The sequence below is a fragment of the Escherichia sp. GZ89 genome (assembly GCF_019366485.1).
Taxonomy (GTDB): domain Bacteria; phylum Pseudomonadota; class Gammaproteobacteria; order Enterobacterales; family Enterobacteriaceae; genus Escherichia; species Escherichia fergusonii.
Genome location: NZ_JAEOHX010000001.1, coordinates 232,815 through 257,612, shown reverse-complemented (window position 1 = coordinate 257,612; position 24,798 = coordinate 232,815). Strand labels below are relative to the sequence as shown.

The 24,798-nt window shown below is 48.8% G+C and carries 27 protein-coding genes; 9 read left to right on the top strand and 18 right to left on the bottom strand.

All coding sequences use genetic code 11. The annotated features are described in order from the left end of the window. Nucleotides 1-131: 131 nt before the first annotated feature. The 3 genes from K0335_RS01255 to yobA are packed head-to-tail and all read right to left on the bottom strand — an operon-like array spanning nt 132 to nt 1,734. Nucleotides 132-473, bottom strand: coding sequence for a YebY family protein (locus tag K0335_RS01255; protein WP_000976177.1), 342 nt, complete (start codon nt 471-473; stop codon nt 132-134). 11 nt (nt 474-484) lie between these two features. Beyond that, complete coding sequence (gene copD / locus K0335_RS01250; protein ID WP_000928496.1) at nt 485-1,357, bottom strand: copper homeostasis membrane protein CopD; 873 nt, start codon at nt 1,355-1,357, stop codon at nt 485-487. A gap of 2 nt (nt 1,358-1,359) precedes the next feature. After that, nucleotides 1,360-1,734 (bottom strand): CopC domain-containing protein YobA, encoded by a 375-nt coding sequence (gene yobA / locus K0335_RS01245; protein WP_000168725.1) that lies wholly within the window; start codon nt 1,732-1,734, stop codon nt 1,360-1,362. 138 nt (nt 1,735-1,872) lie between these two features. Here yobA and holE point away from each other — a divergent pair, with 138 nt between their 5' ends. From holE to exoX, 3 genes are all read left to right on the top strand, one after another. Further along, nucleotides 1,873-2,103 carry a DNA polymerase III subunit theta gene (gene holE, locus K0335_RS01240; protein WP_000700614.1) on the top strand — a complete coding sequence of 77 codons (231 nt, stop codon included), beginning with the start codon at nt 1,873-1,875 and terminating at the stop codon, nt 2,101-2,103. Nucleotides 2,104-2,209: 106 nt separating this feature from the next. Continuing rightward, a complete protein-coding gene (locus K0335_RS01235) occupies nt 2,210-2,866 on the top strand; it encodes a carbon-nitrogen hydrolase family protein (protein WP_104919666.1) in 657 nt (218 codons plus the stop codon). A 23-nt stretch (nt 2,867-2,889) separates the two neighbouring features. After that, nucleotides 2,890-3,552, top strand: a complete 663-nt coding sequence (exoX, locus tag K0335_RS01230) for an exodeoxyribonuclease X (protein ID WP_000946659.1) — start codon at nt 2,890-2,892, stop codon at nt 3,550-3,552. Here exoX and ptrB read toward each other — a convergent pair. The 4 genes from ptrB to yebG form a co-directional block, all read right to left on the bottom strand. After that, a complete protein-coding gene (ptrB, locus tag K0335_RS01225; RefSeq protein WP_000936984.1) occupies nt 3,534-5,609 on the bottom strand; it encodes an oligopeptidase B in 2,076 nt (691 codons plus the stop codon). The two genes, exoX and ptrB, sit on opposite strands and share 19 nt — an antisense overlap. An 88-nt stretch (nt 5,610-5,697) precedes the next feature. Beyond that, nucleotides 5,698-6,351, bottom strand: a complete 654-nt coding sequence (locus tag K0335_RS01220) for a tellurite resistance TerB family protein (protein ID WP_046077479.1) — start codon at nt 6,349-6,351, stop codon at nt 5,698-5,700. 222 nt (nt 6,352-6,573) lie between these two features. Beyond that, a complete protein-coding gene (gene yebF / locus K0335_RS01215; RefSeq protein WP_001042118.1) occupies nt 6,574-6,930 on the bottom strand; it encodes a protein YebF in 357 nt (118 codons plus the stop codon). A 66-nt stretch (nt 6,931-6,996) separates the two neighbouring features. After that, complete coding sequence (yebG, locus tag K0335_RS01210; protein WP_000257719.1) at nt 6,997-7,287, bottom strand: DNA damage-inducible protein YebG; 291 nt, start codon at nt 7,285-7,287, stop codon at nt 6,997-6,999. Nucleotides 7,288-7,417: 130 nt separating this feature from the next. Between yebG and purT the strand changes: the two genes are divergently transcribed. Then, nucleotides 7,418-8,596 carry a formate-dependent phosphoribosylglycinamide formyltransferase gene (gene purT / locus K0335_RS01205; RefSeq protein ID WP_000217103.1) on the top strand — a complete coding sequence of 393 codons (1,179 nt, stop codon included), beginning with the start codon at nt 7,418-7,420 and terminating at the stop codon, nt 8,594-8,596. Nucleotides 8,597-8,760: 164 nt separating this feature from the next. Here purT and kdgA read toward each other — a convergent pair whose 3' ends face one another. From kdgA to zwf, 3 genes are all read right to left on the bottom strand, one after another. After that, nucleotides 8,761-9,402: a bifunctional 4-hydroxy-2-oxoglutarate aldolase/2-dehydro-3-deoxy-phosphogluconate aldolase gene (gene kdgA, locus K0335_RS01200; RefSeq protein ID WP_000800528.1), complete on the bottom strand. Its 642-nt coding sequence runs from the start codon at nt 9,400-9,402 to the stop codon at nt 8,761-8,763. Nucleotides 9,403-9,438: 36 nt separating this feature from the next. Beyond that, nucleotides 9,439-11,250 carry a phosphogluconate dehydratase gene (edd, locus tag K0335_RS01195; protein ID WP_001069489.1) on the bottom strand — a complete coding sequence of 604 codons (1,812 nt, stop codon included), beginning with the start codon at nt 11,248-11,250 and terminating at the stop codon, nt 9,439-9,441. A 222-nt stretch (nt 11,251-11,472) separates the two neighbouring features. After that, the gene (gene zwf, locus K0335_RS01190; RefSeq protein WP_000301714.1) at nt 11,473-12,948 is read right to left on the bottom strand and encodes a glucose-6-phosphate dehydrogenase; all 1,476 of its coding nucleotides are present in this window, start codon (nt 12,946-12,948) and stop codon (nt 11,473-11,475) included. 329 nt (nt 12,949-13,277) lie between these two features. Between zwf and K0335_RS01185 the strand changes: the two genes are divergently transcribed. Both K0335_RS01185 and pyk read left to right on the top strand, forming a co-directional pair. After that, nucleotides 13,278-14,147: a MurR/RpiR family transcriptional regulator gene (locus tag K0335_RS01185; protein WP_001056713.1), complete on the top strand. Its 870-nt coding sequence runs from the start codon at nt 13,278-13,280 to the stop codon at nt 14,145-14,147. A gap of 121 nt (nt 14,148-14,268) precedes the next feature. Continuing rightward, nucleotides 14,269-15,711 carry a pyruvate kinase gene (gene pyk / locus K0335_RS01180; protein WP_000091137.1) on the top strand — a complete coding sequence of 481 codons (1,443 nt, stop codon included), beginning with the start codon at nt 14,269-14,271 and terminating at the stop codon, nt 15,709-15,711. Nucleotides 15,712-15,862: 151 nt separating this feature from the next. Here pyk and lpxM read toward each other — a convergent pair whose 3' ends face one another. The 3 genes from lpxM to znuA form a co-directional block, all read right to left on the bottom strand. Next, nucleotides 15,863-16,834 (bottom strand): lauroyl-Kdo(2)-lipid IV(A) myristoyltransferase, encoded by a 972-nt coding sequence (gene lpxM / locus K0335_RS01175; RefSeq protein WP_000448374.1) that lies wholly within the window; start codon nt 16,832-16,834, stop codon nt 15,863-15,865. A 120-nt stretch (nt 16,835-16,954) separates the two neighbouring features. Continuing rightward, a complete protein-coding gene (mepM, locus tag K0335_RS01170; protein WP_001184051.1) occupies nt 16,955-18,277 on the bottom strand; it encodes a murein DD-endopeptidase MepM in 1,323 nt (440 codons plus the stop codon). A gap of 15 nt (nt 18,278-18,292) precedes the next feature. Next, entirely contained in the window at nt 18,293-19,225 is a 933-nt protein-coding gene (znuA, locus tag K0335_RS01165) for a zinc ABC transporter substrate-binding protein ZnuA (protein WP_032242959.1), read from the bottom strand. Nucleotides 19,226-19,303: 78 nt separating this feature from the next. Here znuA and znuC point away from each other — a divergent pair, with 78 nt between their 5' ends. Next, complete coding sequence (gene znuC, locus K0335_RS01160) at nt 19,304-20,062, top strand: zinc ABC transporter ATP-binding protein ZnuC (protein ID WP_000210274.1); 759 nt, start codon at nt 19,304-19,306, stop codon at nt 20,060-20,062. Next, the gene (znuB, locus tag K0335_RS01155; RefSeq protein WP_104919665.1) at nt 20,055-20,840 is read left to right on the top strand and encodes a zinc ABC transporter permease subunit ZnuB; all 786 of its coding nucleotides are present in this window, start codon (nt 20,055-20,057) and stop codon (nt 20,838-20,840) included. The genes znuC and znuB overlap by 8 nt, the downstream gene beginning before the upstream one ends. Before the next feature lie 145 nt (nt 20,841-20,985). Here the strand turns inward: znuB and ruvB are convergent, their stop codons facing one another. The 3 genes from ruvB to yobI form a co-directional block, all read right to left on the bottom strand. Then, complete coding sequence (gene ruvB / locus K0335_RS01150) at nt 20,986-21,996, bottom strand: Holliday junction branch migration DNA helicase RuvB (RefSeq protein ID WP_219393696.1); 1,011 nt, start codon at nt 21,994-21,996, stop codon at nt 20,986-20,988. An 8-nt stretch (nt 21,997-22,004) separates the two neighbouring features. Next, nucleotides 22,005-22,616, bottom strand: coding sequence for a Holliday junction branch migration protein RuvA (gene ruvA / locus K0335_RS01145; RefSeq protein ID WP_000580328.1), 612 nt, complete (start codon nt 22,614-22,616; stop codon nt 22,005-22,007). 138 nt (nt 22,617-22,754) lie between these two features. Then, nucleotides 22,755-22,820, bottom strand: coding sequence for a stress response small protein YobI (yobI, locus tag K0335_RS01140; protein WP_001386853.1), 66 nt, complete (start codon nt 22,818-22,820; stop codon nt 22,755-22,757). A gap of 70 nt (nt 22,821-22,890) precedes the next feature. Between yobI and K0335_RS01135 the strand changes: the two genes are divergently transcribed. Continuing rightward, on the top strand, nt 22,891-23,493 hold the full coding sequence (locus K0335_RS01135; RefSeq protein WP_001024426.1) for a YebB family permuted papain-like enzyme: 603 nt from the start codon (nt 22,891-22,893) through the stop codon (nt 23,491-23,493). Between the two features lies 1 nt (nt 23,494). Here K0335_RS01135 and ruvC read toward each other — a convergent pair whose 3' ends face one another. Both ruvC and K0335_RS01125 read right to left on the bottom strand, forming a co-directional pair. After that, nucleotides 23,495-24,016, bottom strand: coding sequence for a crossover junction endodeoxyribonuclease RuvC (gene ruvC, locus K0335_RS01130; protein WP_001295503.1), 522 nt, complete (start codon nt 24,014-24,016; stop codon nt 23,495-23,497). 34 nt (nt 24,017-24,050) lie between these two features. Then, nucleotides 24,051-24,791: a YebC/PmpR family DNA-binding transcriptional regulator gene (locus tag K0335_RS01125; protein ID WP_000907234.1), complete on the bottom strand. Its 741-nt coding sequence runs from the start codon at nt 24,789-24,791 to the stop codon at nt 24,051-24,053. Between the last annotated feature and the right edge of the window lie 7 nt (nt 24,792-24,798).

Genomic DNA, 24,798 nt, shown 5'->3' with positions numbered 1-24,798 from the left:
GTTTTCCAGTTTGCGTGCAAAATGGTCAATAAAAAGCGTGGTGGTCATCAGCTTAAATGTTAAAAACCGCCCGTTCTGGTGAAAGAACTGAGGCGGTTTTTTATTGGAAATCAAAAGGCTATTTTAGGTAATTAACAGAGTTTTTCAGCTCGTTCTATAAACGGCGTCAGACTCATTTTTTCACCAGGTTTGTTGGGATCATCAATCTGAATCACCGAAATCGGTTGGGCATTGGTCTTCCCGCTGGCGACTTCCTTTTGTGCGATATCGTTCAAAGGATACTGCACCAGGGTACTCGGATTAATAACATACAAAGCATGGCCCGGTCGGCATGTCAGCATCACCTCTTCGCGGTTAAATGCCCATTTGTCTTTACCCATTTCGAAACGACTCACGGTTATCACCTGTGGAGCCGCCAGGGCAGTTGCTGAACTGGTAAGCAACAGTAGTGCGAGAGTGATTTTTTTCATCATTATTCAGTCCATCAAAAAGGTTCGAGAGTTGCAAGCAGGCTAATAATCACCAGCACCACGGCACCGATTTGCCATTCAAGTTTACTCATCCAGACAAACCAGAGATCAGCGCGGCTACTGGCTTGCCCCATTCGTGGCACAAGAACATACCGATTCACCAGAGCGATTGCCACCATCACAATGACAAGGGCACATTTAAGCAAAAGGAGTTGCCCCCATCGGGTCTGCAAAGATAGCGATAACCCATTAATAAATAATGCGTTAGCAATTCCCGTCAGCAAAACCCCCGTCACCGCAAGATGCCCATATCGGGAAAATTGCATCATGGTTACGATAGCCTGTTGTCGCCAGCGACCTTTGGCCAGGCGCATACAATAGATAACAGGCAGCAGTCCGCCAAACCACCCTGCTACGCAAATTAAATGCACTGCATGGTTTAGTCGGTGTAATGCCCCCGTAATTCCATCATGTAATGTTGCATGGCCCACTGCTGCCAGCAAAATAAACTGCGCAAGGGTCAGTGCCAGTAATAATCGAGGTAACGAACGCGGAGACATCAGTGCCACGATAAGGGTGATAAATGCAAAAACAATTTGCCAAAGCCAGACGTGACCAAATCGTGTTTGTAATACTGCGGTCCAAACTGAGGGGGAGACGACATCCTGCCAGCCATTACCCATCAAGCCACTTTGTATCACCAGCATCGTCAAGGCACTGACAAAACTAAAAGCTGCGGCATATTGCTGTGGACGGAGAAATCGACGCATCATCAGACGGCGAATTGATACCGGAGCCAGCCATGCACCGTACAAGGCATAGCCAAAGATCAGCATTAACGCAGCAAAGTGGATGAAGCGCAGCGCAATCCAGGTAAACATCAGCATGGTTATTTCACGCTAAAGGTGTATTGCCCTTTGGTTTTATGCCCGTCCACAGACACAACATGCCAGTCCACGGTATATTTTCCGGGCTTGAGTGATTCATCCAGTGGCACAATCAGTTGTGATTTATCCTGTTCGTTACGCTTTGCCGGGCGCAGTTTAATGACTTCTTGTTTCGGGCCCGTAAGGGTGGCACCGCTAAATCCCGGTTCAATGCCTTCCGAAAAATTCAATGTCAGCGCCTGGGGAGCTGCGGTCACTTCTGCATCAGCGGCAGGATACTGGTGAGTCAGATGGGCATGAGCCCATGAAGCTGGTGGAATCAGTGCAGTAACAACAAACAGAACAGTCCAGCAAATTTTTTTTACAGATGAAGCCATATTTACATTCCCTTTTGTAATAACTTATTAGCAAGAGCATAACCTTCAATAATGAATGAGTCGAGAATCATCAACTCAGACTTGCTATCGAACGCTTCTCTTAGTAACTTTTGCCCGCTATCGAATCAGGAGAAGCTCATGAAGATTAATCTGGCGCAGCTTGATCAAGTGGAAATGGATAAGGTGAATGTTGACCTTGCCGCCGCAGGAGTTGCTTTCAAAGAACGTTATAATATGCCGGTTATCGCCGAAGCCGTGGAACGTGAACAACCAGAGCATTTGCGTTCATGGTTTCGCGAACGACTGATCGCCCATCGCCTCGCTTCTGTTTCTCTTTCACGGTTGCCCTACGAACCCAAAATGAAATAAATTAGCACTATAATTACAATTCCTTACATGTTGCCTGTTAATTTATAAGCAAATTCTTAACCTATGCTTTAGAGTTGCTAACAGGCACTATGAAAAGGAAGTCATTATGTCCCCCTGGAAGATCGCAGCCGCCCAATACGAACCTCGTCAGATTTCACTATCAGAAAACATTTCTCTCCATCTGGAATTTATTCACGCTGCTGCCAAGCAGTATTGCGAATTACTGGTTTTCCCTTCCCTGTCTTTGCTCGGATGTGATGAGACCAAAGGCACGCTTCCCCCACCACCGGATGACCTGTTATTGCAACCCTTAGCGTATGCCGCAGCCTCCAGGCGGATTACAGTTATCGCTGGTTTACCTGTAGAACAAAACGACCATTTTGTCAGAGGCATTGCCGTTTTCGCCCCCTGGATGACCAAACCACATTATTTTCCCCAAAGCCACGGAGCCTGTCTTTCCAGACACTTAAAACACATTAATGTGATAACCAGGCAACCTGATGCGCTTGATTTGGACTCAACCAGTTCGCTTTTCACAACTTTCCAGAACGTAAGTGAACGAGACTTGATAGCATCGACGTCTCATTTACAGTATTTTTCCCACAAGTATTCCATTGCTGTGCTGATGGCAAATGCACGAGGTAGCAGTGCATTATGGGATGAACACGGACAGCTGATTGTTCGGGCTGATCGGGGATCATTATTATTAACCGGACAAAGAACGAATGAAGGTTGGCAAGGAGATATCATTCCTTTACGCTAAGCTTTTTGGTCAGGAGCAAAGCCATGTTGCGCGTCATCGATACAGAAACTTGTGGTTTACAGGGCGGAATTGTTGAAATCGCGTCTGTTGACGTGGTGGATGGAAAAATTACTAACCCTATGAGTCACCTGGTACGCCCTGACCGTCCAATCACCCCTCAGGCAATGGCTATCCACCGTATTACTGAAGCCATGGTCGCGGATAAACCGTGGATTGAGGAAGTGATCCCGCATTATTACGGTAGCGACTGGTATGTTGCACATAATGCCAGTTTTGACCGTCGTGTATTGCCAGAAATGCCTGGCGAGTGGATCTGCACCATGAAGCTTTCGCGGCATTTATGGCCGGGAATCAAATACAGCAATATGGCTTTGTATAAATCGCGCAAACTGAATGTTCAAACACCACCAGGGCTACATCATCACCGGGCCTTATATGACTGTTACATTACTGCGGCGTTGCTGATTGATATTATGAATGTCTCTGGCTGGACAGCAGAGCAAATGGCCAATATCACCGGACGTCCAGCCTTGCTGACGACATTTACCTTCGGCAAATATCGTGGCAAAGCGGTCTCTGAAATTGCTGAACGTGATCCGGGCTACCTGCGATGGTTGTTTAACAATCTCGACAGTATGAGCCCGGAACTACGGTTAACGCTGAAACATTATCTGGGAAATGCGTGATTGTGCGTAGTGCCTGGTAATGTTCCCTGCGCCAGTGCGATCAAAAATGCGAACTCCAGGGCTACGCCTTCATAAGATTTAAAACGCCCGGATTTCCCACCATGCCCCGAATCCATGTCTGTACAGAGCAGTAAAAGATTTTTGTCGGTTTTTAATTCCCGCAGTTTAGCGACCCATTTTGCCGGTTCCCAGTATTGTACTTGTGAATCATGCAGACCAGTTGTCACCAGCAGATGGGGGTAATCCTGCGTAGTAACATTGTCATACGGGCTGTAGCTTTTTATATAGCTGTAATACTCGGGATCTTGCGGATTGCCCCACTCTTCGAATTCTCCTGTCGTTAAAGGGATCGACTCATCAAGCATTGTTGTCAGTACATCGACAAACGGAACTTGCGCAATAACACCGTGAAACAGTTCAGGTCGTTCATTAATGGCAACCCCCATTAACATCCCGCCTGCACTCCCTCCCATGCCGAAACAAAGTGAAGGTGAACCGTAGCCCAGTTTTAATAACGCATCGCAAGCATCAAGATAGTCGTTGAAGGTATTTTTCTTTTTGAGAAACTTGCCATCTTCGTACCATTGTTGCCCCAGTTCACCGCCTCCACGCACATGCACAATGGCGTAAACAAACCCGCGATCCAACAGGCTGAGTCGGCTACTACTGAAATCCGCATCAATACTTGCCCCGTATGAGCCATAGCCATACACCAGCAACGGATTTTGTCCCTTACGAAAATGTTTTCGATGGTAAACCAGAGAAACTGGCACTTCGACGCCATCTCTCGCCGTAATCCACACATGTTCACTGCGATAGTTATCAGGATTAAAACCGGGCACTTCTGTCTGCTTAAGGACGCGTCGTTCACCGGTATCCATGTCCAGTTCAAATAAAGTATCTGGTGTGGTCATCGAGGAGTAACCATAGCGCAAACGCGAGGTTTCAGGTTCTGGATTGTAAGCAAGCCAGGTTACATATGCAGGATCATCAAAGGCTATACCAATCACTTCCCGTGTTTTGCGATTAATTTGCCGCAAACTTGTCAGGCCGCGTTGCCTCTCCTCTACCACCAGCCAGTCGGTAAACAGCGTAAATCCTTCCAGCATAATGTTTTCACGCGGCGGGATCAGTTCTTCCCACGCCTGCTCATCACGCACCCGGGTACGGTAAAGGCCAAAGTTTTTACCATTTCGATTTGAACGCAGATAAAACTTATGTTGATAGTGGTCGAGACTGTATTCGTGATCTTTACGTCTTGGCAGAAAGACAAACGGTTCGGCATCGGCTAATTCTGCGTCCAACAGTTGCACTTCGCTGGTTGTAGCACTGGCCAGATGAATCACCACATAATGTTTTGATGTGGTTTTGTGCAGACTGACATAAAACGTGTCGTCTTTCTCTTCATAGATAAGCTCATCGTGAGTGAATGGCGTGCCAACGTTATGCCGCCAAACCTGATAAGGCAAAAGTGTGGTGGGATGTTTTCGCACATAATAAAAAGTGAGCGAGTCATTGGCCCAGACAAATTCCGGTGCCACATTGTCGAGCAATTCTGGATACCAGTTACCGGTTTGCAGGTTACGAAAACGAATGCCGTATTGCCGCCGTGAAAGATAATCTTCAGCCAGTGCCATAATGGTGTTATCAGGCGAGATAGCAAGCCCACCGAGTGAATAAAACTCACTATGTGCTGCGCGTTTGTTCGCATCCAGTAATGTGGTCCACTCATCCCACTCTTCACTGAGCACCGACTGGCGTTGATAAATGGCGTATTCGCAACCTGGTTCGTAAATATGACGATAGCGATAACCGTTTTTCACGTAGGGTGCTGATTCTTCTCGCGGCGGAATACGGTCGATAATCTCCTTTAATACCCGATCCTGGAGCGCCTGCTGCGTAGACATAATTTGGTGTCCGTACGCATTTTCATCTTTGAGATACTCCAGCACTTCTGGCTGCGAGCGGGTGTCATCCCGCAGCCAGAAATAATTATCGATGCGCGTGTCGCCATGTAGCGTTAACTCATGGGGTATTCGGTTAGCTTTCGGTAGCATGTTATTGTTCTTTCTGAATGAAACATCCTATAAGGGTGGCAAAAGTCACCCGGGATGCAAGCGAAACATGCAACTCTATGATGGGACGTTAACCTGACAACACATTCTTTTGCTGTTGTAAATCATGTTCAATCCCTTCACGTACATCCTGCGGGATCTTCAGTGCATCACCCAAGGCATTCAGGTAGCTGCGCTCCATAAAATGATCGATATCTATTGCCGCGCAGCTAAGGAAGTAAATTTCCAGTGCCTCTTCCTCGTTACGAATCCCTTTTGCCAGGCGTTGAGGATCAAGCGGCTGTTCAATGGCTTGCTCAATAAGAACTCTTCCCTGCTCTTCAATACCCGCTTCACGTAGCTGAGTGTCAATCGCAGCACGTTCTTTGGCATCAATATGTCCATCGCTTTTCGCAGCAAACACCAGGGCGAGGATTAAGCGCTCAGTGCGTTCATCAAGTGGTGATGACTGATTGCCAAATTGAGGTTCATTTTGATGGGCAGCTCGCACTTTCTCTTTGTACTTATTCCACAGGACCGTACCTGCTACCGCACCACCTCCAACCAGCAGAGCACTGGTACCATATTTACTGAGTAATTTACGAGATGATTTATTGGCAATAAGCAAACCTGCCAGACCGCCTAGTGCGCCAGGTACAAGTAATTTACTTAATCCCTGAACACCAGAGGCGTTTGAAACATTTTGCCCAAGAAGAGATTGTAATTGATTCAGCCAGTTAGCCATTTTGCCTCTCAAAGAGTGATGTTGGATTTGTATAGCATACCTGACGGGTACGTCAGAAAATGTATGTGAGGAAAAAGTTTCGCAAATGAAATGAGCAGAGACGGGAAGTTAAAGAAAAGGCTATCTGCAATACTAGCCCTATCTACTGATAGTATTGCAGTTTAAAGAACAATAAAGATTTTCGACTCCTAACGGAGCCAGGATAATTGCACTAATTTTTGTTTATTGCCGATGATACTCAGCTGTACCTGCTTTGCAATCGACCGTAACCAGATAATGAATATCGGCGCTTTTACCACGAACTGTCAGTGGTACACGCCATTTATCATCCTTACCCTGAATATCCCGCACACTGACCCATGCGACAGGATCGGCCTGGCCGACTGATTTTTGATCGTCAGCCCAGCGTACAACCCTGTTTTGTTGGTAATCACGTTTGACGCTGGCAGCAATGCCATTTGCATCAAGCCCTTCACATTTGGGAAATGTTACCGATTTGCTTGTCTCGTTGTCGACAGCGATAACTGACGCACTCGCACCAAGCAGTAACATAGCCAACAACGCTCCTCTTTTATTCATCTTTTTCTCCATAGCACAATGATTCAGGAGAAAGCATGGTACAAATCGTCAGGAGCGCAAGTCGCTTTATGCTGCCTGAGAATCGTCCTCAGTATCTGAGGAAGGTTCCACCACTTGTGGCGTCGGTAGTTTGCCCGTTTTCAGAATTGTACTGAGCACATCTTTTTGTCCTGCCAGCCACAAAGAGAGCGCCTCTCGCTGTGCATCTTCCATGTGAACTGGCGAACAAGCCAGCCATGTATCGAGCATATCCGCCGTATCAAGCATTTTGTCATACGCATCGGCTTCCTTTTTGCTGGCAAACGACATTTTTTCTTCACCCTCACGAATGACTACGTATTTAACTTCAACCGCCATTTTGCAGCCTCTTACTATAACTGTGTTTTTATACAGTATATTCACTTTAGTTGAGTTTTGCAAGCAATCATAAAGACATACGCAAACGTTTTCGTTTATACTGCGGCGGAATTTTTCAGGGGATTTAGATATGACGGTATTAGGCACAGCGCTGCGTCCGGCAGCAACGCGAGTAATGTTATTGGGTTCTGGCGAACTGGGTAAAGAAGTGGCGATTGAGTGTCAGCGACTTGGCGTGGAAGTCATTGCCGTTGACCGCTATGCTGATGCCCCCGCCATGCATGTCGCGCATCGTTCATATGTAATTAATATGCTGGATGGCGATGCGCTACGTCATGTGGTGGAACAGGAAAAACCCCATTACATCGTGCCAGAAATTGAGGCTATCGCTACTGATACTCTTGTGAAGCTGGAGCAAGAAGGCCAGCATGTTGTGCCTTGTGCGCGGGCCACACAGTTGACCATGAATCGTGAAGGTATTCGGCGTCTGGCCGCAGAAGAACTTCAATTACCCACATCGACATATCGCTTCGCCGAAAGCGAAGAAAACTTCCTTACTGCGGTAGAAGAAATAGGCTATCCGTGCATTGTTAAACCAGTGATGAGTTCATCAGGCAAAGGACAAAGTTTTATTCGCAGTGCCGAACAACTGACTCAAGCCTGGGAATATGCGCAGCAAGGCGGACGTGCGGGCGCAGGCCGGGTCATCGTAGAAGGTGTGGTGAAGTTTGACTTTGAAATTACCCTGCTGACTGTCAGTGCCGTGGATGGTGTTCATTTTTGTGATCCAGTCGGGCATCGTCAGCAGGACGGTGATTATCGTGAATCCTGGCAACCACAACAGATGAGTAAGCTGGCGCTGGAACGTGCTCAGGAGATCGCCCGCAAGGTGGTACTTGCACTGGGTGGTTACGGCCTGTTTGGTGTAGAGCTTTTTGTCTGTGGCGACGAGGTCATTTTCAGTGAGGTCTCCCCTCGCCCCCATGACACCGGAATGGTGACACTAATTTCTCAGGATCTCTCTGAATTTGCACTTCACGTACGTGCTTTCCTCGGCTTACCAATTGGTGCAATTCGTCAATATGGGCCTTCTGCCTCTGCCGTAATTCTGCCGCAACTAACCAGCCAGAATGTAACCTTTGACAATGTGCAACTTGCTGTTGGGGCTGGTTTGCAGATTCGTTTATTCGGGAAACCAGAAATTGATGGCAGTCGTCGTCTGGGAGTAGTACTGGCTACGGCAGAGAGTATTGAAGAAGCAATTGAACGAGCAAAACACGCTGCGGTGCAGGTGAAAGTACAAGGTTAAATACCGACTGTTAGTACTGACCAATAAAAATGCCCGACTTATGATCGGGCATTTTTATTGCTGATATTTTGTGCTTTGTACATGCCGGATGGGGCGTAAGCGTCTTATCCGGCATACAAATTCAATGTATTGCAGGGTCCATCCGGACTTCAGCAATCTTTTTCTTACAACTTCGCGCCTTCTACTGCCTCACGCGCCAGTTTAGTAATACGGTCGTAATCACCAGCTTCCAGTGCATCCGCCGGAACCAGCCAGGAACCACCAATGCAAAGCACGCTCTTCAACGCCAGGTAGTCACGATAGTTTGCCGGAGAGATACCACCAGTCGGGCAGAAACGAACCTGAGAAAACGGTCCTGCAATCGCCTGCAACGCTTTGGTGCCACCATTTGCTTCAGCCGGGAAGAACTTAAACTCTTTCAGACCGTAATCCATACCCAGCATCAGTTCAGAAACCGTGCTGATACCAGGGATCAGTGGAATAGTGCCTTCGGTTGCTGCTTTCAACAGTGGCTCAGTCAGACCCGGGCTGATAGCAAATTGCGCGCCAGCCTCAGTCACTTCGGCCAGTTGCTGTGGATTCAGAACAGTACCTGCACCTACGATTGCTTCCGGCACTTCTTTTGCAATTGCGCGAATCGCATCAACGGCGCAGGCGGTACGTAAAGTCACTTCCAGCACACGTACACCACCAGCAACCAGCGCTTTTGCCATAGGCACCGCATGTTCCAGTTTATTAACCACAATAACCGGTACTACCGGGCCAGTGGTCAGGATGGATTCCGCACTTGTTTTCCAGTTTTTCATCAGAGTTATCTCTCGCCTGATTACAAATTTTAACTTTTAGAAGGTGATACAGGTTGCGCCCTGCTCGGCACCGGATAGTTTTTCGCGTAAAGCACTAAACATTTCACGCCCGGTCCCGATACGCGATGCACTCAGATTCGGAATATGAGGCTGACGGGCGGCAAGTTCTGCTTCATCAACCAGCAGTGTCAGTTCGCCTGTCTGACCATTCACTCGAATAATGTCGCCATCACGTACTTTTGCCAGCAGCCCACCATCGTAGGCTTCCGGTGTCACGTGGATTGCTGACGGCACTTTACCCGAAGCACCAGAAAGCCGTCCATCAGTCACCAACGCAATTTTGAAACAGCGGTCCAATAATACACCAAGTGGCGGCATGAGTTTATGTAATTCTGGCATTCCGTTCGCTTTTGGCCCCTGGTGGCGAACAACAACGACACAATCCCGGTCCAGCATTCCAGCTTCAAAGGCAGGTAAAACATCATGTTGGCTTTCAAATACGACTGCTGGCGCTTCAATAATCTGGTTTTCAAGGGGTACAGCAGACGTTTTCATGACAGCCCGGCCCAGGTTACCGCTTAATACTTTGGTGCCACCATGATGCGAGAAAGGCTTATCGAAAGACGCAATAACATTGTCGTCGAGAGATTTTTCCGCCCCTTCACGCCAATCCAGCTTACCGTTATTCAGCCACGGCTCCATGGTGTAGCGAGAAAGGCCAAATCCTGCCACGGTATTAACATCTTCATGCAGTAAACCCGCATTCAGCAATTCACGCATTAACACCGGTACACCACCTGCCGCCTGGAAGTGGTTAATATCAGCCGGGCCATTAGGATAGAGACGCGCCAGGAGAGGAACAACATCTGAAAGATCAGAGAAATCATCCCAATTGATCTGAATACCAGCGGCACGTGCCATGGCCACCAGATGCATAGTGTGGTTGGTAGATCCACCTGTCGCCAGGAGTGCAACGATACCGTTTACCACAACTTTTTCATCAATCATTTTACCAAGTGGCATCCATTCGCTACCGTTGCCGGTCATACGCGTGACCTGGCGCGCAGCGGCAGCAGTCAGCTCATCACGCAGCGGTGAATCCGGGTGGACGAAAGAGGAACCGGGTAATTGCATCCCCATAAACTCCACCACCATCTGGTTGGTGTTAGCCGTACCGTAAAAAGTACACGTGCCTGGTGCATGGTAGGAAGCGGCTTCTGATTCGAGAAGTGCCATACGATCTACTTTGCCTTCTGCATACAACTGGCGGATACGCACTTTCTCTTTATTTGGTAAACCACTTGCCATTGGTCCTGATGGTACAAACACCGCCGGGAGATGCCCAAAAGACAACGCGGCCATAGCCAGCCCCGGAACAATTTTGTCACATACCCCAAGGTAAAGCGCGCCATCAAACATGTTGTGTGAAAGCCCAACCGCAGCAGACATCGCAATGACTTCGCGGCTCAGCAAGGAAAGTTCCATCCCGTCCTGGCCCTGAGTCACACCATCACACATTGCTGGCACACCACCGGCAACCTGACCAACCGCATTCACTTCATGGAGCGCTTTGCGAATGATATCCGGGTAACGTTCGTAAGGCTGATGGGCGGAAAGCATGTCGTTATAGGAGGTGATGATCGCAATATTGTTACGCAACATGCTTTTAAGTGCGGCTTTATCTTCTGGCTGACAGGCGGCAAAACCATGTGCAAGGTTGCCACATGCCAGTTGCGAGCGATGAACGGTGTTAGTTTTCGCTTGTTCAATACGCTCAAGGTAAGCAGAACGCGTTTCTCGTGAGCGTTCTATAATGCGATTTGTTACGCGTAACATTTGCGGATTCATAATGGCTCCTGAAATTTATTCTTTGAGCAGGAGGCAAAACAAGGCGAAATTCAGTGAATAAAACGCCTGCTAACCGTAGCTCATAGCAAAAACACTACAGCCAGTGTAATAAAAAAAGCCCCACGGGTGAATCCACGTGAGGCTTAAAAGTGTAAAAATTCGGCAGCAAACTGTGCCAGATCATGTTACCGGTAAAATACCACTTTCGTGTAGCTCAGTACGTTACTCGAATTCGTTCCATGAACGACCATCGCGAGTAATCATTGCTACCGAAGCCACTGGTCCCCAGGTTCCTGCCTGGTAAGGCTTCGGCGCATCATTGTCCATCGCCCACGCTTCAGTAATGGAGTCCACCCACTTCCACGCTTCTTCGACTTCATCGCGACGTACAAACAGCGCCTGAATACCTCGCATGGTTTCCAGTAACAGACGTTCATAAGCATCTGCCAGATGCGTCTGGTTAAAGGTTTCTGAGTAACTCAGATCCAGTTTCGTAATCTGCAGATTATGCTTGTGGTCCAGTCCAGGAACTTTATTCAGTACCTGAATATCCACACCCTCATCAGGCTGTAAACGAATCGTGAGTTTATTTTGTGGCAGATCCTGCCAGGATTCTTTAAACAGATTCAGCTCAGGTGTTTTGAAATAGACCACCACTTCGGAGCATTTTGTCGGCAGACGTTTACCGGTACGCAAATAGAACGGAACACCCGCCCAACGCCAGTTGTCGATATCCACTCGAATTGCAACAAACGTTTCGGTATTGCTGCTCTTATTAGCGCCCTCTTCTTCCAGATACCCAGGTACTTTTTTGCCCTGAGCAAATCCGGCGGTGTACTGACCACGCACCGTTTTTTCGCGCACATTGGTGCGATCGATACGACGTAACGACTTCAGCACTTTCACTTTTTCATCACGAATGCTGTCGGCACTCAGGTCGGACGGCGGTGACATCGCGATCATGCAGAGAATTTGCAGCAGGTGGTTTTGAATCATATCGCGCATCTGGCCGGCTTTATCAAAGTAGCCCCAACGCCCTTCAATCCCCACCTCTTCGGCCACCGTAATTTCTACATGATCGATAGTGCGATTATCCCAGTTGTTTACAAACAGAGAGTTCGCAAAACGTAGTGCCAGCAGGTTCAGTACCGTCTCTTTCCCCAGGTAATGGTCAATACGGTAAACCTGGCACTCTTCAAAATATTCACCAACCTGATCGTTGATCTCACGCGATGTTGCTAGCGAAGTTCCCAGCGGCTTCTCCATTACCACACGCGCTGGTTTGGCATTCAGTTTTGCTTCCCCCAGGCCTTTACAGATTGCCCCGAAGGTTCCTGGTGGCATGGCGAAATAGTTGATCGTGATACGTTTTTCTTGATCCAACATGGCAGCCAGGCGAGTAAACGCTGGAGTGTCATTGACATCAAGGTTACAGAAATTCAGACGTCCGCTAAGCGTTTCCCATAAAGCTTCATCGATTTCTTCTTTCATGAAGGTTTCGAGCGCTTCACGCACCACTTTGGTATAGGCGTCTTTATCCCAGTCAGCCCGTCCGACCCCAATGATTCGGGTATCGGGGTGGAGCTGACCGGCTTTTTCCAGTTGATACAGGGAAGGCAGCAGTTTACGACGCGCCAGGTCGCCTTTCGCACCGAAAATGACCAGGTCACATGCCTGGGCTGTTTGCGTTACCGCCATGTCATTCTCCTTAGTTGGATATCCTGGTACTGTCGCCAGGCCATATTTGTAATTTTATTACGGCTCACTGTACTGCTTTTACATAATTCACGAAACCGTAACTGCTTATCCGCTTGTGCGGTTGTCATAAACAGCCGGAAATTTGCTGAAAAAAGCCACATTGAGCACAAAAAAGCTGTTGTTTTCGTACAATTATCAACCTGACAAAATCAGAGGTTGATCATGTTATGAAAAAAAACAACACCTCTTTATCCTTTTTTGCCCCTGCTACTGTGATGGAGGGGTAATATCTACAGCAATCTTCTTTCACCCTTGAGTCTTTCTACATCATGAACATGCTGGAAAAAGTCCAGGCTCAACTGGAACATTTGAGCAAATCCGAACGTAAAGTCGCTGACGTGATCCTCGCCTCGCCTGACCGGGCTATTCACTCAAGTATCGCTGCACTGGCGCTGGAAGCGAATGTCAGCGAACCAACGGTGAATCGTTTTTGCCGCAGCATGGACACTCGTGGCTTTCCTGATTTTAAACTGCATTTAGCACAAAGTCTGGCGAATGGAACGCTCTATGTTAATCATAATGTGAATGAAGATGACAGCGTAGAGTCTTATACACGGAAAATTTTCGAATCGGCGATGGCAAGCCTGGACCATGTTCGCCAGTCGCTGGATAACACGGCAATCAACCGCGCCGTTGATCTTCTCACTCAGGCAAAGAAAATTGCCTTTTTTGGCCTCGGTTCATCTGCAGCTGTTGCGCACGATGCTATGAATAAATTTTTCCGCTTTAACGTTCCAGTCATCTACTCTGATGACATCGTATTGCAGCGGATGAGCTGCATGAACTGTAATGACGATGATGTCGTAGTGCTGATTTCCCACACTGGCAGAACCAAAAATGTGGTTGAACTGGCGCAACTGGCTCGCGAAAACGATGCCATGGTCATCGCGATTACTTCTCCCGGCACGCCTCTGGCCCTGGAAGCTACTCTGGCAATAACCCTGGATGTACCGGAAGATACTGACATTTATATGCCCATGGTCTCTCGACTTGCACAGCTGACCGTGATAGATGTGCTGGCAACCGGATTTACTTTGCGCCGTGGCGCGAAATTCAGAGATAACTTGAAGCGTGTCAAGGAAGCACTTAAGGAATCGCGTTTTGATAAGGGACTTCTTATCAAGGGTGATGATCGCTAAAAGCAATAATAATGTTCTAACCTTTTCGTCATCCGGCGTGTTCATTTACCCCACGTGAAGTTGGGGAACACCCGGATCAATATTCACGCAACACCTAGTTGTTCAGTCAACGGAGTATTACATGTCCAGAAGGCTTCGCAGAACCAAAATCGTTACCACGTTAGGCCCGGCAACTGACCGCGATAACAACCTTGAAAAAATTATCGCTGCAGGCGCCAACGTTGTACGTATGAACTTCTCTCACGGATCACCTGAAGATCACAAAATGCGTGCTGATAAGGTTCGTGAGATCGCAGCAAAACTGGGGCGTCATGTGGCTATTCTGGGTGACCTCCAGGGGCCAAAAATCCGTGTATCCACCTTTAAAGAAGGGAAAGTTTTCCTCAATATTGGCGACAAATTCCTGCTCGATGCCAACCTGGGGAAAGGTGAAGGCGATAAAGAGAAAGTTGGTATTGACTATAAAGGCCTGCCTGCTGACGTCGTACCAGGCGATATCCTGTTGCTTGACGATGGCCGTGTACAGTTAAAAGTACTGGAAGTGCAGGATATGAAAGTGTTCACCGAAGTCACGGTTGGTGGTCCACTTTCTAACAATAAAGGGATCAACAAACTTGGTGGTGGTCTCTCCGCGGAAGCGCTGACTGAAAAAGACAAAGCCGATATCCAGACTGCAGCCCTGATTGGCGTTGACTATCTGGCGGTTTCATTCCCACGTTGTGGTGAAGATCTGAACTATGCACGCCGTCTGGCTCGTGACGCTGGTTGCGATGCCAAAATTGTCGCCAAAGTTGAGCGTGCCGAAGCGGTATGCAGCCAGGATGCGATGGATGACATCATTCTGGCTTCTGACGTAGTCATGGTGGCTCGTGGTGACCTGGGCGTTGAAATTGGCGATCCTGAACTGGTCGGTATTCAGAAAGCGTTGATTCGTCGGGCGCGTCAACTTAACCGTGCGGTGATTACGGCTACGCAGATGATGGAGTCGATGATCACTAACCCGATGCCAACACGTGCAGAAGTCATGGACGTCGCAAACGCAGTACTGGATGGCACCGATGCCGTTATGCTTTCAGCAGAAACGGCCGCAGGTCAGTATCCGGCAGAAACCGTAGCGGCAATGGCACGCGTTTGCCTGGGCGCAGAAAAAATCCCGAGCATCAACGTTTCTAAACACCGTCTGGACGTCCAATTCGACAATGTGGAAGAAGCAATTGCCATGTCCGCAATGTACGCGGCTAACCACCTGAAAGGCGTTACTGCGATCATTACCATGACTGAGTCTGGACGTACTGCGTTAATGACGTCTCGTATCAGCTCCGGCTTGCCGATTTTCGCCATGTCGCGCCATGAACGCACGCTGAACCTGACTGCATTGTACCGTGGTGTAACACCGGTACACTTCGACAGCGCCACTGATGGTGTAGCTGCCGCAAGTGAAGCAGTCAATCTGCTTCGCGATAAAGGTTATCTGGTTTCTGGTGATCTGGTGATTGTCACCCAGGGCGACGTGATGAGTACCGTGGGTTCAACTAATACCACGCGTATTCTGACTGTCGAGTAAATGAAGTGCCGGATGCAGCGTAAACCTCATCCGGCCTATAAAAGTATGCAAATTCAAAACATTGCAGGAACACTCTGACCCAATAGGGCGTAGCGCATCAGGCAATTTTGCATTTGTCATCAGTCTCAGCCTCTCATACCGGGAGGCTTTTTTATTTGATGGGATAAAGATCTTTGCGCTTATAAGGCTGAATTTCCCCCGGCTTACGGGTTTTCAACAGCTTCAAAATCCAGGTGTACTGTTCCGGGTGTGGGCCAACAAAAACTTCCACTTCTTCATTCATCCGGCGGGCGATAGTGCGATCATCCGCTTCTGCCAAATCATCCATAGGAGGACGTACCTGAATCGTCAGGCGATGCGTTTTGCCATCATAAATGGGAAAAAGCGGCACCACACGCGCACGGCAAACTTTCATCAGGCGCCCTATAGCCGGAAGCGTCGCTTTATACGTCGCAAAGAAATCAACGAATTCACTATGCTCAGCACCATGATCCTGATCGGGAAGATAATATCCCCAGTAGCCCTGACGAACAGACTGAATAAACGGTTTAATACCATCATTACGGGCATGTAACCGACCACCAAAACGACGACGCACGCTGTTCCATACATAATCGAAGACCGGATTGCCCTGATTATGGAACATCGCAGCCATTTTCTGCCCTTGTGAGGCCATCAGCATCGCCGGAATATCCACCCCCCAGCCATGCGGAACAAGGAAAATGACCTTTTCATTGTTACGATGCATCTCGTCGATAATTTCACGACCTTGCCATTCTACACGCGGTAGAATTTTTTCCGGGCCGCGAATAGCCAGTTCCGCCATCATAGCCATCGCCTGCGGAGCTGTAGCAAACATCTCATCGACAATGGCTTCACGCTCAGCTTCGCTGCGCTCAGGAAAGCATAACGATAAATTAATCAGTGCCCGGCGGCGGGAACTTTTTCCCAGTCGCCCGGCAAATCGCCCAAGTCGGGCCAACAAAGGATCGCGAAATGCAGGGGGCGTTAAAGCAATTCCTGCCATCGCCGCAACGCCCAGCCATGCGCCCCAGTAGCGCGGATGGCGGAAAGATTTATCAAATTCAGGAATGTATTCGCTGTTGTTCTTTTTCGTTTCCATTCTTGTCCAGTGCCTGTAGCGGCGCAATATCAAACTGGTGATAGTGTAGCGGTGCAACTTGCCCCATTCAAAATAAAAAAAGCCGGCACATATTGCGTACCGGCTTTGTCTGCAATTCTCTTAATCGAACTGAAGTTGCGGTAGCAGTTCTTTAACCTGCGCCAGATATTCAGTGCGATCAGATCCCGTCAGACCTTCTGTACGCGGCAGTTTCGCGGTTAATGGGTTAACCGCCTGCTGGTTGATCCACATTTCATAGTGCAAATGTGGCCCGGTTGAGCGCCCGGTGTTACCAGAAAGCGCAATACGATCACCCCGTTTCACTTTCTGGCCCGGTTTCACTAACAACTTACGCAGGTGCATATAACGAGTGGTGTACGTGCGACCATGACGGATAGCAATGTAGTAACCTGCTGCACCACTTCGCTTGGCAACAACCACTTCACCATCACCCACTGCCAGTACCGGAGTACCCTGCGGCATGGCGAAATCGACACCTTTATGTGGAGCAACACGCCCGGTCACCGGATTCACACGGCGCGGGTGGAAGTTGGAAGAAATACGGAATTGTTTAGTCGTCGGAAAACGCAGGAAGCCTTTTGCCAGCCCGGTACCATTGCGATCATAGAATTTCCCGTCGGCAGCACGGAAGGCATAATAGTCTTTACCTTCAGAGCGTAAACGCACACCCAACAACTGGCTCTGTTCACGTTTACCATCGAGCATTTCCCGCGACATCAGAACCGAGAATTCATCGCCTTTTTTCAGCTTACGGAAATCCATTTGCCACTGCATCGCTTTAATCACGGCGCTAACTTCGGCGCTGGTGAGACCGGCATTTTTCGCGCTGGTAACGAAACTACCACCAACAGTGCCTTTTATCACACTGTTGATCCAATCGCCCTGCTGCATTTCGCTGGTCATTTTAAAGCCGTTAGTTGCCGTGCGATCGTAGGTACGAGTTTCACGGCGGGAAACTTCCCACGTCAGGCGCTGTAAATCACCGTCGGCGGTCAAAGTCCAGGAAAGCTGCTGACCAATTTTCAGATTGCGCAGTTCTTTATCCGCAGCAGCCAACTGCGTGATATCGCTCATATCAATACCATATTGATTGAGGATACTGCTTAGCGTATCACCCGTTGAAACCACATATTCATGAACACCCGCTTCACCAGCGATTTTGTCGTCCAGTTCATCCTGTGGAATGGCTTCATCTTCCTGCGCAGCCTGATCAATTGGCTCGCTGGCCTCCGGAAGCAGAGAGCGAATTTCGTTTTGCTCCAGCTCAATTGTTTTGACAATTGGCGTGGCATCACGATGGTAAACGTAGGGCCGCCAGACAGCGACGGCCAATGTAAGAACGGTAAGCGACCCCAGCATAACGCGGTGAGGTCGCGGCAAATTGTTAAATGCCAGGGCGACAGAGCGGGCTATCTGTTGCACGTAATCACTTCCTCGTTATTCTCCTTTCAGGCAGCTCGCATATTGATTAGCGACCTGGGTCAAAAATGCTGAATAGCTCGTTTTGCCCAGTTTGATATTCGTACCGAGGGGATCCAACGTCCCCATTCGAACGGATGTCCCTCTCGCAACGCTTTCTACGACCGCTGGCCTGAACTGTGGCTCAGCAAAAACGCAAGTTGCTTTTTGCTCAACCAACTGTGTTCTAATCTCATGTAAACGCTGCGCACCAGGTTGTATCTCAGGATTAACGGTAAAATGACCGAGCGGTGTCAGTCCGAAATGTTTTTCGTAATAACCCCAGGCATCGTGGAAAACGAAATAACCTTTACCCTTGAGCGGTGCGAGCTCGTTACCCACCTGTTTGTCGGTTGTGGCTAATTGTGCCTCAAAATCCTTCAGGTTGGCGTCAAGTTTGGCTCGACTTTGCGGCATAAGTTCCACTAATTTTTTATGGATTGCAACCGCTGAGGCCCGCGCTATCTCTGGAGAAAGCCATAAGTGCATGTTGTAATCGCCATGATGGTGATGTTCGTCACTGTTTTCACCCCCGGCATGATCGTGCTCGTCTTCATCATTCCCTTTCAATAGCAATGGTTGTACGTCAGGAAGTTGCGCAATTGTAACTTGTTTCGAGGGCGGAATTTTGTTGACGGCTTTTTCCATGAATGCTTCCATTTCCGGACCAACCCAAATGACTAAGTCCGCGTTCTGTAAGCGTTTAACGTCTGATGGACGCAGTGAATAATCATGCTCAGATGCACCATCTGGTAATAATATTTCTGTATCTGTAACCCCATCAGCAATAGCTGCTGCAATAAAGCCGATTGGCTTGAGAGATGCTACTACAGCGGCATTTGCCGCCTGTGTTGCACTCCCCCATAAGGCGGCGGATAATGCCGCGAAAAGAAGCGTATTTTTATGTAACATAATGCGACCAATCATCGTACTGAATAGAAGAAATGTGATATTATAACATTTCATGACTTCTGCAAGACTAAAATTAACATGACAACCCTGGTTTCACTGGATAAGGTTTCAGTCTCCTTTGGCCAACGCCGCGTGCTGTCTGACGTGTCGCTTGAGCTTAAACCTGGCAAAATATTAACCCTTCTTGGCCCAAATGGTGCCGGTAAGTCCACCCTGGTTCGTGTAGTACTTGGGCTGGTAGCCCCGGATGAAGGTGTTATCAAGCGCAGCGGAAAACTTCGCATCGGCTATGTGCCACAAAAACTGTATCTCGATACCACTTTACCTTTAACTGTCAGCCGTTTTTTGCGTTTGCGCCCTGCCACCCACAAAGAAGATATTCTTCCCGCGCTTAAGCGCGTTCAGGCGGGCCATCTCATTGATGCGCCAATGCAAAAACTCTCTGGTGGCGAAACGCAAAGAGTACTGCTCGCCCGTGCACTGCTAAATAAACCACAATTACTGGTGCTGGATGAACCCACGCAGGGCGTGGATGTAAACGGGCAGGTGGCACTTTATGACCTTATCGATCAACTGCGCCGCGAACTGAACTGCGCGGTGCTGATGGTTTCACATGATCTGCATCTTGTGATGGCCAAAACCGACGAGGTGCTTTGTTTAAATCACCATATCTGCTGCTCTGGTACACCTGAAAGCGTTTCTATGCATCCGGAGTTCATTTCAATGTTTGGCACTCGTGGGGCTCAACAGCTGGGGATTTATCGCCACCAACACAATCACCGCCACGATCTACAGGGGCGAATTATTCTGCGCCGGGGAAATGGCACTCATGATTGAATTATTGTTACCCGGCTGGCTTGCCGGAGTTATGTTGGCCTGTGCTGCAGGTCCGTTGGGATCATTTGTAGTCTGGCGTCGAATGTCCTATTTTGGCGATACGCTGGCTCACGCATCACTGTTAGGTGTCGCCTTCGGCCTGTTGCTGGATGTTAATCCATTTTATGCAGTCATTGCCGTTACGCTACTGCTGGCTGGCGGGCTGGTATGGCTGGAAAAGCGACCGCAACTGGCGATTGATACATTGCTGGGAATTATGGCTCATAGCGCCCTTTCTCTTGGGCTGGTGGTCGTGAGTTTAATGTCTAACATTCGCGTCGATCTTATGGCGTATTTGTTTGGGGATTTACTGGCAGTAACACCGGAAGATCTTATCTCCATCGCTATTGGCGTAATCATTGTATTAGGGATTCTCTGCTGGCAATGGCGTAACTTGCTGTCGATGACGATTAGCCTGGATCTGGCGTTTGTTGATGGTGTGAAATTACAGCGCGTGAAATTGTTGTTGATGCTGGTGACGGCATTGACGATTGGTGTAGCGATGAAATTTGTCGGCGCGTTGATTATTACTTCGCTGCTGATTATTCCTGCAGCTACTGCGCGTCGCTTTGCCCGTACGCCGGAACAGATGGCTGGTGTCGCTGTGTTGGTGGGGATGGTGGCGGTAACTGGCGGTTTAACCTTTTCTGCGTTTTACGATACGCCCGCGGGTCCGTCGGTGGTGCTATGTGCGGCACTGCTGTTTATTATCAGTATGATGAAAAAGCAGGCCAGCTAATTTAAACCTAAAATGTCGGATGCGATGTGAACGTCTTATCCGACTTAAGGTATCGTTATTTCTGACACGGCCTGATAAAACGCGTACAGCGTCGCATCAGGCACTTTGCACAATTGTCGGATTAGGCTTGAATGCCTTATCCGACTTACGGCATTTCTGGCGGCGTAATTCCGAAGTGGTTCCACGCCCGCACTGTCGCCATACGCCCGCGCGGTGTACGCTGCAAAAAGCCTTGCTGAATCAAATAAGGTTCCAGTACATCCTCAATGGTTTCACGTTCTTCGCCAATGGCTGCCGCCAGGTTATCCAGGCCTACCGGCCCACCAAAGAACTTATCGATTACCGCCAGCAACAATTTGCGGTCCATATAATCAAAACCTTCAGCATCAACATTCAGCATATCCAGTGCCTGGGCGGCGATATCAGCCGAGATGGTGCCATCGTGCTTCACTTCGGCAAAATCGCGAACACGACGCAGCAGACGGTTGGCAATACGTGGCGTACCGCGCGCGCGACGAGCAACTTCCAGCGCGCCGTCATCACTCATCTCAAGCCCCATAAAGCGTGCACTGCGACTGACGATATATTGCAGATCTGGCACCTGATAAAACTCCAAACGTTGCACAATACCAAAACGGTCGCGCAACGGTGACGTCAGCGAACCTGCGCGCGTGGTTGCACCAATCAGGGTAAACGGCGGCAAATCAATTTTAATGGAGCGTGCCGCCGGACCTTCACCAATCATGATATCCAGTTGGTAGTCTTCCATTGCCGGATACAACACCTCTTCCACCACTGGCGAAAGACGGTGGATCTCATCAATAAACAGCACGTCATGCGGTTCAAGGTTAGTGAGCATCGCTGCCAGATCGCCCGCCTTTTCCAGCACTGGACCAGAAGTCGTGCGCAAATTCACGCCCATTTCATTGGCGACAATGTTGGCAAGCGTAGTTTTACCTAAACCCGGAGGACCAAAAATCAACAGATGATCGAGGGCATCGCCGCGCAGTTTCGCTGCTTTGATGAAAATCTCCATCTGTGAACGAACCTGCGGCTGACCAACATACTCTTCCAGTAATTTGGGGCGAATGGCGCGATCTGTTACATCTTCCGGCAAAGTGGTACCGGCAGAAATCAGACGGTCTGCTTCAATCATCCTTTACCTCATAACGCGGCGCGCAGGGCTTCGCGAATTAATGTTTCACTGCTGGCGTCAGGGCGAGCGATTTTGCTCACCATCCGGCTTGCTTCTTGTGGTTTATAGCCCAGCGCCACCAGCGCGGCAACCGCTTCCTGTTCAGCATCGTCGGTCGTCGGGCTGGCAGGTGACGTGAGTACCAGGTCGGCAGCTGGCGTAAAGAGATCGCCATGCAAACCTTTAAATCGGTCTTTCATTTCAACAATCAAGCGTTCGGCGGTTTTTTTGCCAATGCCCGGCAGTTTCACCAGCGCCCCCACTTCTTCACGCTCAACGGCATTAACGAACTGCTGCGCTGACATTCCGGAGAGGATTGCCAATGCCAGTTTAGGCCCAACGCCGTTGGTTTTGATCAACTCTTTGAACAACGTGCGCTCTTGTTTATTGTTAAAACCGTACAGCAGTTGCGCGTCTTCACGCACCACAAAGTGGGTGAAAACGATCGCTTCCTGACCCGCTTCAGGGAGTTCATAAAAACAGGTCATCGGCATATGCACTTCATAGCCTACGCCGCCCACTTCAATTAATACCAGCGGGGGTTGTTTTTCAATGATGATGCCTCTGAGTCTGCCTATCACATGACGCTCCTGCGTAATGAATCAAAGATAATGCTGTATGATAAAAAAATGCTGGATAGATATCCAGCGAAGGATGAAGAAAACTTGCGAGGCGTCCCGATGATCTGAAAAATGACGCAGTATAATTTATTCTACAGGTTATATTGGAAGCAAATATTTAAATATTACATATTCAGTGAAGAAATGCGTAATAAAAATATACATTGCGCCTCCTGAAAAAATAAATTTTTTATGCTATTACGTATATTCATATCTATTTCAATGGAATGACAACGTGAATATTAATTGCCCTGCTGAATATGAAATTGGTGATATCGTCTTTACATGTATAGGTGCTGCCTTATTTGGTCAAATATCAGCTGCATCAAATTGCTGGAGTAATCACGTCGGGATCATTATCGGTCATAACGGTGAAGACTTCCTGGTTGCAGAAAGCCGGGTTCCCCTTTCAACCATCACCACGCTATCTCGTTTTATTAAACGTTCTTCTAATCAACGCTATGCTATAAAGCGATTAGACGCTGGGCTGACAGAACAACAAAAAAAACGAATTGTTGAACAGGTTCCCTCCCGGCTACGCAAACTTTACCACACCGGTTTTAAATACGAATCTTCCCGCCAGTTCTGTTCAAAATTCGTTTTTGATATTTATAAAGAGGCGCTATGTATTCCGGTGGGTGAAATAGAGACGTTTGGAGAACTGTTAAATAGCAATCCGAATGCAAAACTCACTTTCTGGAAATTCTGGTTCTTAGGTTCTATTCCGTGGGAGCGTAAAACCGTCACGCCAGCCAGTTTGTGGCATCATCCGGGTTTGGTGTTGATTCATGCGGAGGGAGTAGAAACGCCTCAGCCTGAACTGACCGAGGCGGTATAACTTAACGCAGTCGCCCTCTCGCCAGGTTCAGCCGCGATTCGCTCATTTGCATCGCATTCTGACTAACGTGGCAGTGGGTGATGGCAATTGCCAGCGCATCAGCGGCATCCGCCTGCGGATTAGCGGGCAGTTTCAGCAAGGTGCGGACCATATGCTGCACCTGGCTTTTTTCGGCACTACCAATACCTACCACCGTTTGTTTTACCTGACGTGCCGCGTATTCAAATACCGGTAATTCCTGATTCACCGCCGCCACAATCGCCACGCCACGCGCCTGCCCCAGCTTCAGGGCCGAGTCGGCATTTTTAGCCATAAAGACTTGTTCAATGGCGAAATAATCAGGCTGGAACTGGGTGATGATTTCCGTCACGCCCGCATAGATGAGCTTAAGACGAGACGGTAAATCATCTACTTTGGTGCGTATACATCCGCTACCCAGGTAGGACAGCTGCCTGCCCACCTGGCGGATGACGCCATAGCCGGTCACGCGCGAACCCGGGTCAATGCCGAGAATAATAGCCATCACGCGTCTCCGTTTTGCTGTTTAGCAGGCCTCATCAGAGAGTCGCTGCAACCTCATCAGAAATTTCACCGTTATGGTAGACTTCCTGCACGTCGTCGCAATCTTCCAGCATATCGATCAGACGCATCAGTTTCGGTGCGGTTTCTGCATCCATATCAGCTTTGGTGGACGGGATCATGGAAACTTCCGCGCTGTCTGCTTTCAGACCTGCAGCTTCCAGAGCGTCGCGTACTTTGCCCATTTCCTCCCATGCAGTGTAGACGTCAATCGCTCCATCATCATAGGTCACAACATCTTCAGCACCAGCTTCCAGAGCTGCTTCCATGATGGTGTCTTCATCGCCTTTCTCAAAGGAGATCACGCCTTTTTTGCTGAACAGATAAGCTACGGAACCATCAGTACCGAGGTTACCGCCACATTTGCTGAATGCGTGACGCACTTCAGCAACGGTACGGTTGCGGTTATCAGACAGACATTCAATCATGATTGCCGTGCCGCCAGGACCGTAACCTTCGTAGATGATGGTTTCCATGTTTGCATCATCATCACCACCCACACCACGGGCAATTGCGCGGTTCAGGGTGTCACGGGTCATGTTGTTAGACAGTGCTTTATCAATGGCTGCTCGCAGACGCGGGTTAGCATCCGGATCGCCACCGCCCAACTTAGCCGCGGTTACCAGCTCACGAATGATTTTAGTGAAGATTTTACCGCGCTTAGCATCCTGCGCAGCTTTACGATGTCTGGTGTTGGCCCATTTACTATGACCTGCCATAAAAATA

Coding starts and splice junctions, on each gene's coding strand:
- holE (WP_000700614.1), top strand. CDS start 1,873: ATGAAGATTAATCTGGCGCAGCTTGATCAAGTGGAAATGGATAAGGTG.
- lpxM (WP_000448374.1), bottom strand. CDS start 16,834: ATGGAAACGAAAAAGAACAACAGCGAATACATTCCTGAATTTGATAAA.
- K0335_RS01125 (WP_000907234.1), bottom strand. CDS start 24,791: ATGGCAGGTCATAGTAAATGGGCCAACACCAGACATCGTAAAGCTGCG.
- kdgA (WP_000800528.1), bottom strand. CDS start 9,402: ATGAAAAACTGGAAAACAAGTGCGGAATCCATCCTGACCACTGGCCCG.
- K0335_RS01220 (WP_046077479.1), bottom strand. CDS start 6,351: ATGGCTAACTGGCTGAATCAATTACAATCTCTTCTTGGGCAAAATGTT.
- yebF (WP_001042118.1), bottom strand. CDS start 6,930: ATGAATAAAAGAGGAGCGTTGTTGGCTATGTTACTGCTTGGTGCGAGT.
- K0335_RS01185 (WP_001056713.1), top strand. CDS start 13,278: ATGAACATGCTGGAAAAAGTCCAGGCTCAACTGGAACATTTGAGCAAA.
- znuB (WP_104919665.1), top strand. CDS start 20,055: ATGATTGAATTATTGTTACCCGGCTGGCTTGCCGGAGTTATGTTGGCC.
- K0335_RS01235 (WP_104919666.1), top strand. CDS start 2,210: ATGTCCCCCTGGAAGATCGCAGCCGCCCAATACGAACCTCGTCAGATT.
- copD (WP_000928496.1), bottom strand. CDS start 1,357: ATGCTGATGTTTACCTGGATTGCGCTGCGCTTCATCCACTTTGCTGCG.
- znuC (WP_000210274.1), top strand. CDS start 19,304: ATGACAACCCTGGTTTCACTGGATAAGGTTTCAGTCTCCTTTGGCCAA.
- ptrB (WP_000936984.1), bottom strand. CDS start 5,609: ATGCTACCGAAAGCTAACCGAATACCCCATGAGTTAACGCTACATGGC.
- yebG (WP_000257719.1), bottom strand. CDS start 7,287: ATGGCGGTTGAAGTTAAATACGTAGTCATTCGTGAGGGTGAAGAAAAA.
- ruvC (WP_001295503.1), bottom strand. CDS start 24,016: ATGGCTATTATTCTCGGCATTGACCCGGGTTCGCGCGTGACCGGCTAT.
- zwf (WP_000301714.1), bottom strand. CDS start 12,948: ATGGCGGTAACGCAAACAGCCCAGGCATGTGACCTGGTCATTTTCGGT.
- K0335_RS01255 (WP_000976177.1), bottom strand. CDS start 473: ATGATGAAAAAAATCACTCTCGCACTACTGTTGCTTACCAGTTCAGCA.
- pyk (WP_000091137.1), top strand. CDS start 14,269: ATGTCCAGAAGGCTTCGCAGAACCAAAATCGTTACCACGTTAGGCCCG.
- ruvB (WP_219393696.1), bottom strand. CDS start 21,996: ATGATTGAAGCAGACCGTCTGATTTCTGCCGGTACCACTTTGCCGGAA.
- exoX (WP_000946659.1), top strand. CDS start 2,890: ATGTTGCGCGTCATCGATACAGAAACTTGTGGTTTACAGGGCGGAATT.
- znuA (WP_032242959.1), bottom strand. CDS start 19,225: ATGTTACATAAAAATACGCTTCTTTTCGCGGCATTATCCGCCGCCTTA.
- edd (WP_001069489.1), bottom strand. CDS start 11,250: ATGAATCCGCAAATGTTACGCGTAACAAATCGCATTATAGAACGCTCA.
- yobA (WP_000168725.1), bottom strand. CDS start 1,734: ATGGCTTCATCTGTAAAAAAAATTTGCTGGACTGTTCTGTTTGTTGTT.
- purT (WP_000217103.1), top strand. CDS start 7,418: ATGACGGTATTAGGCACAGCGCTGCGTCCGGCAGCAACGCGAGTAATG.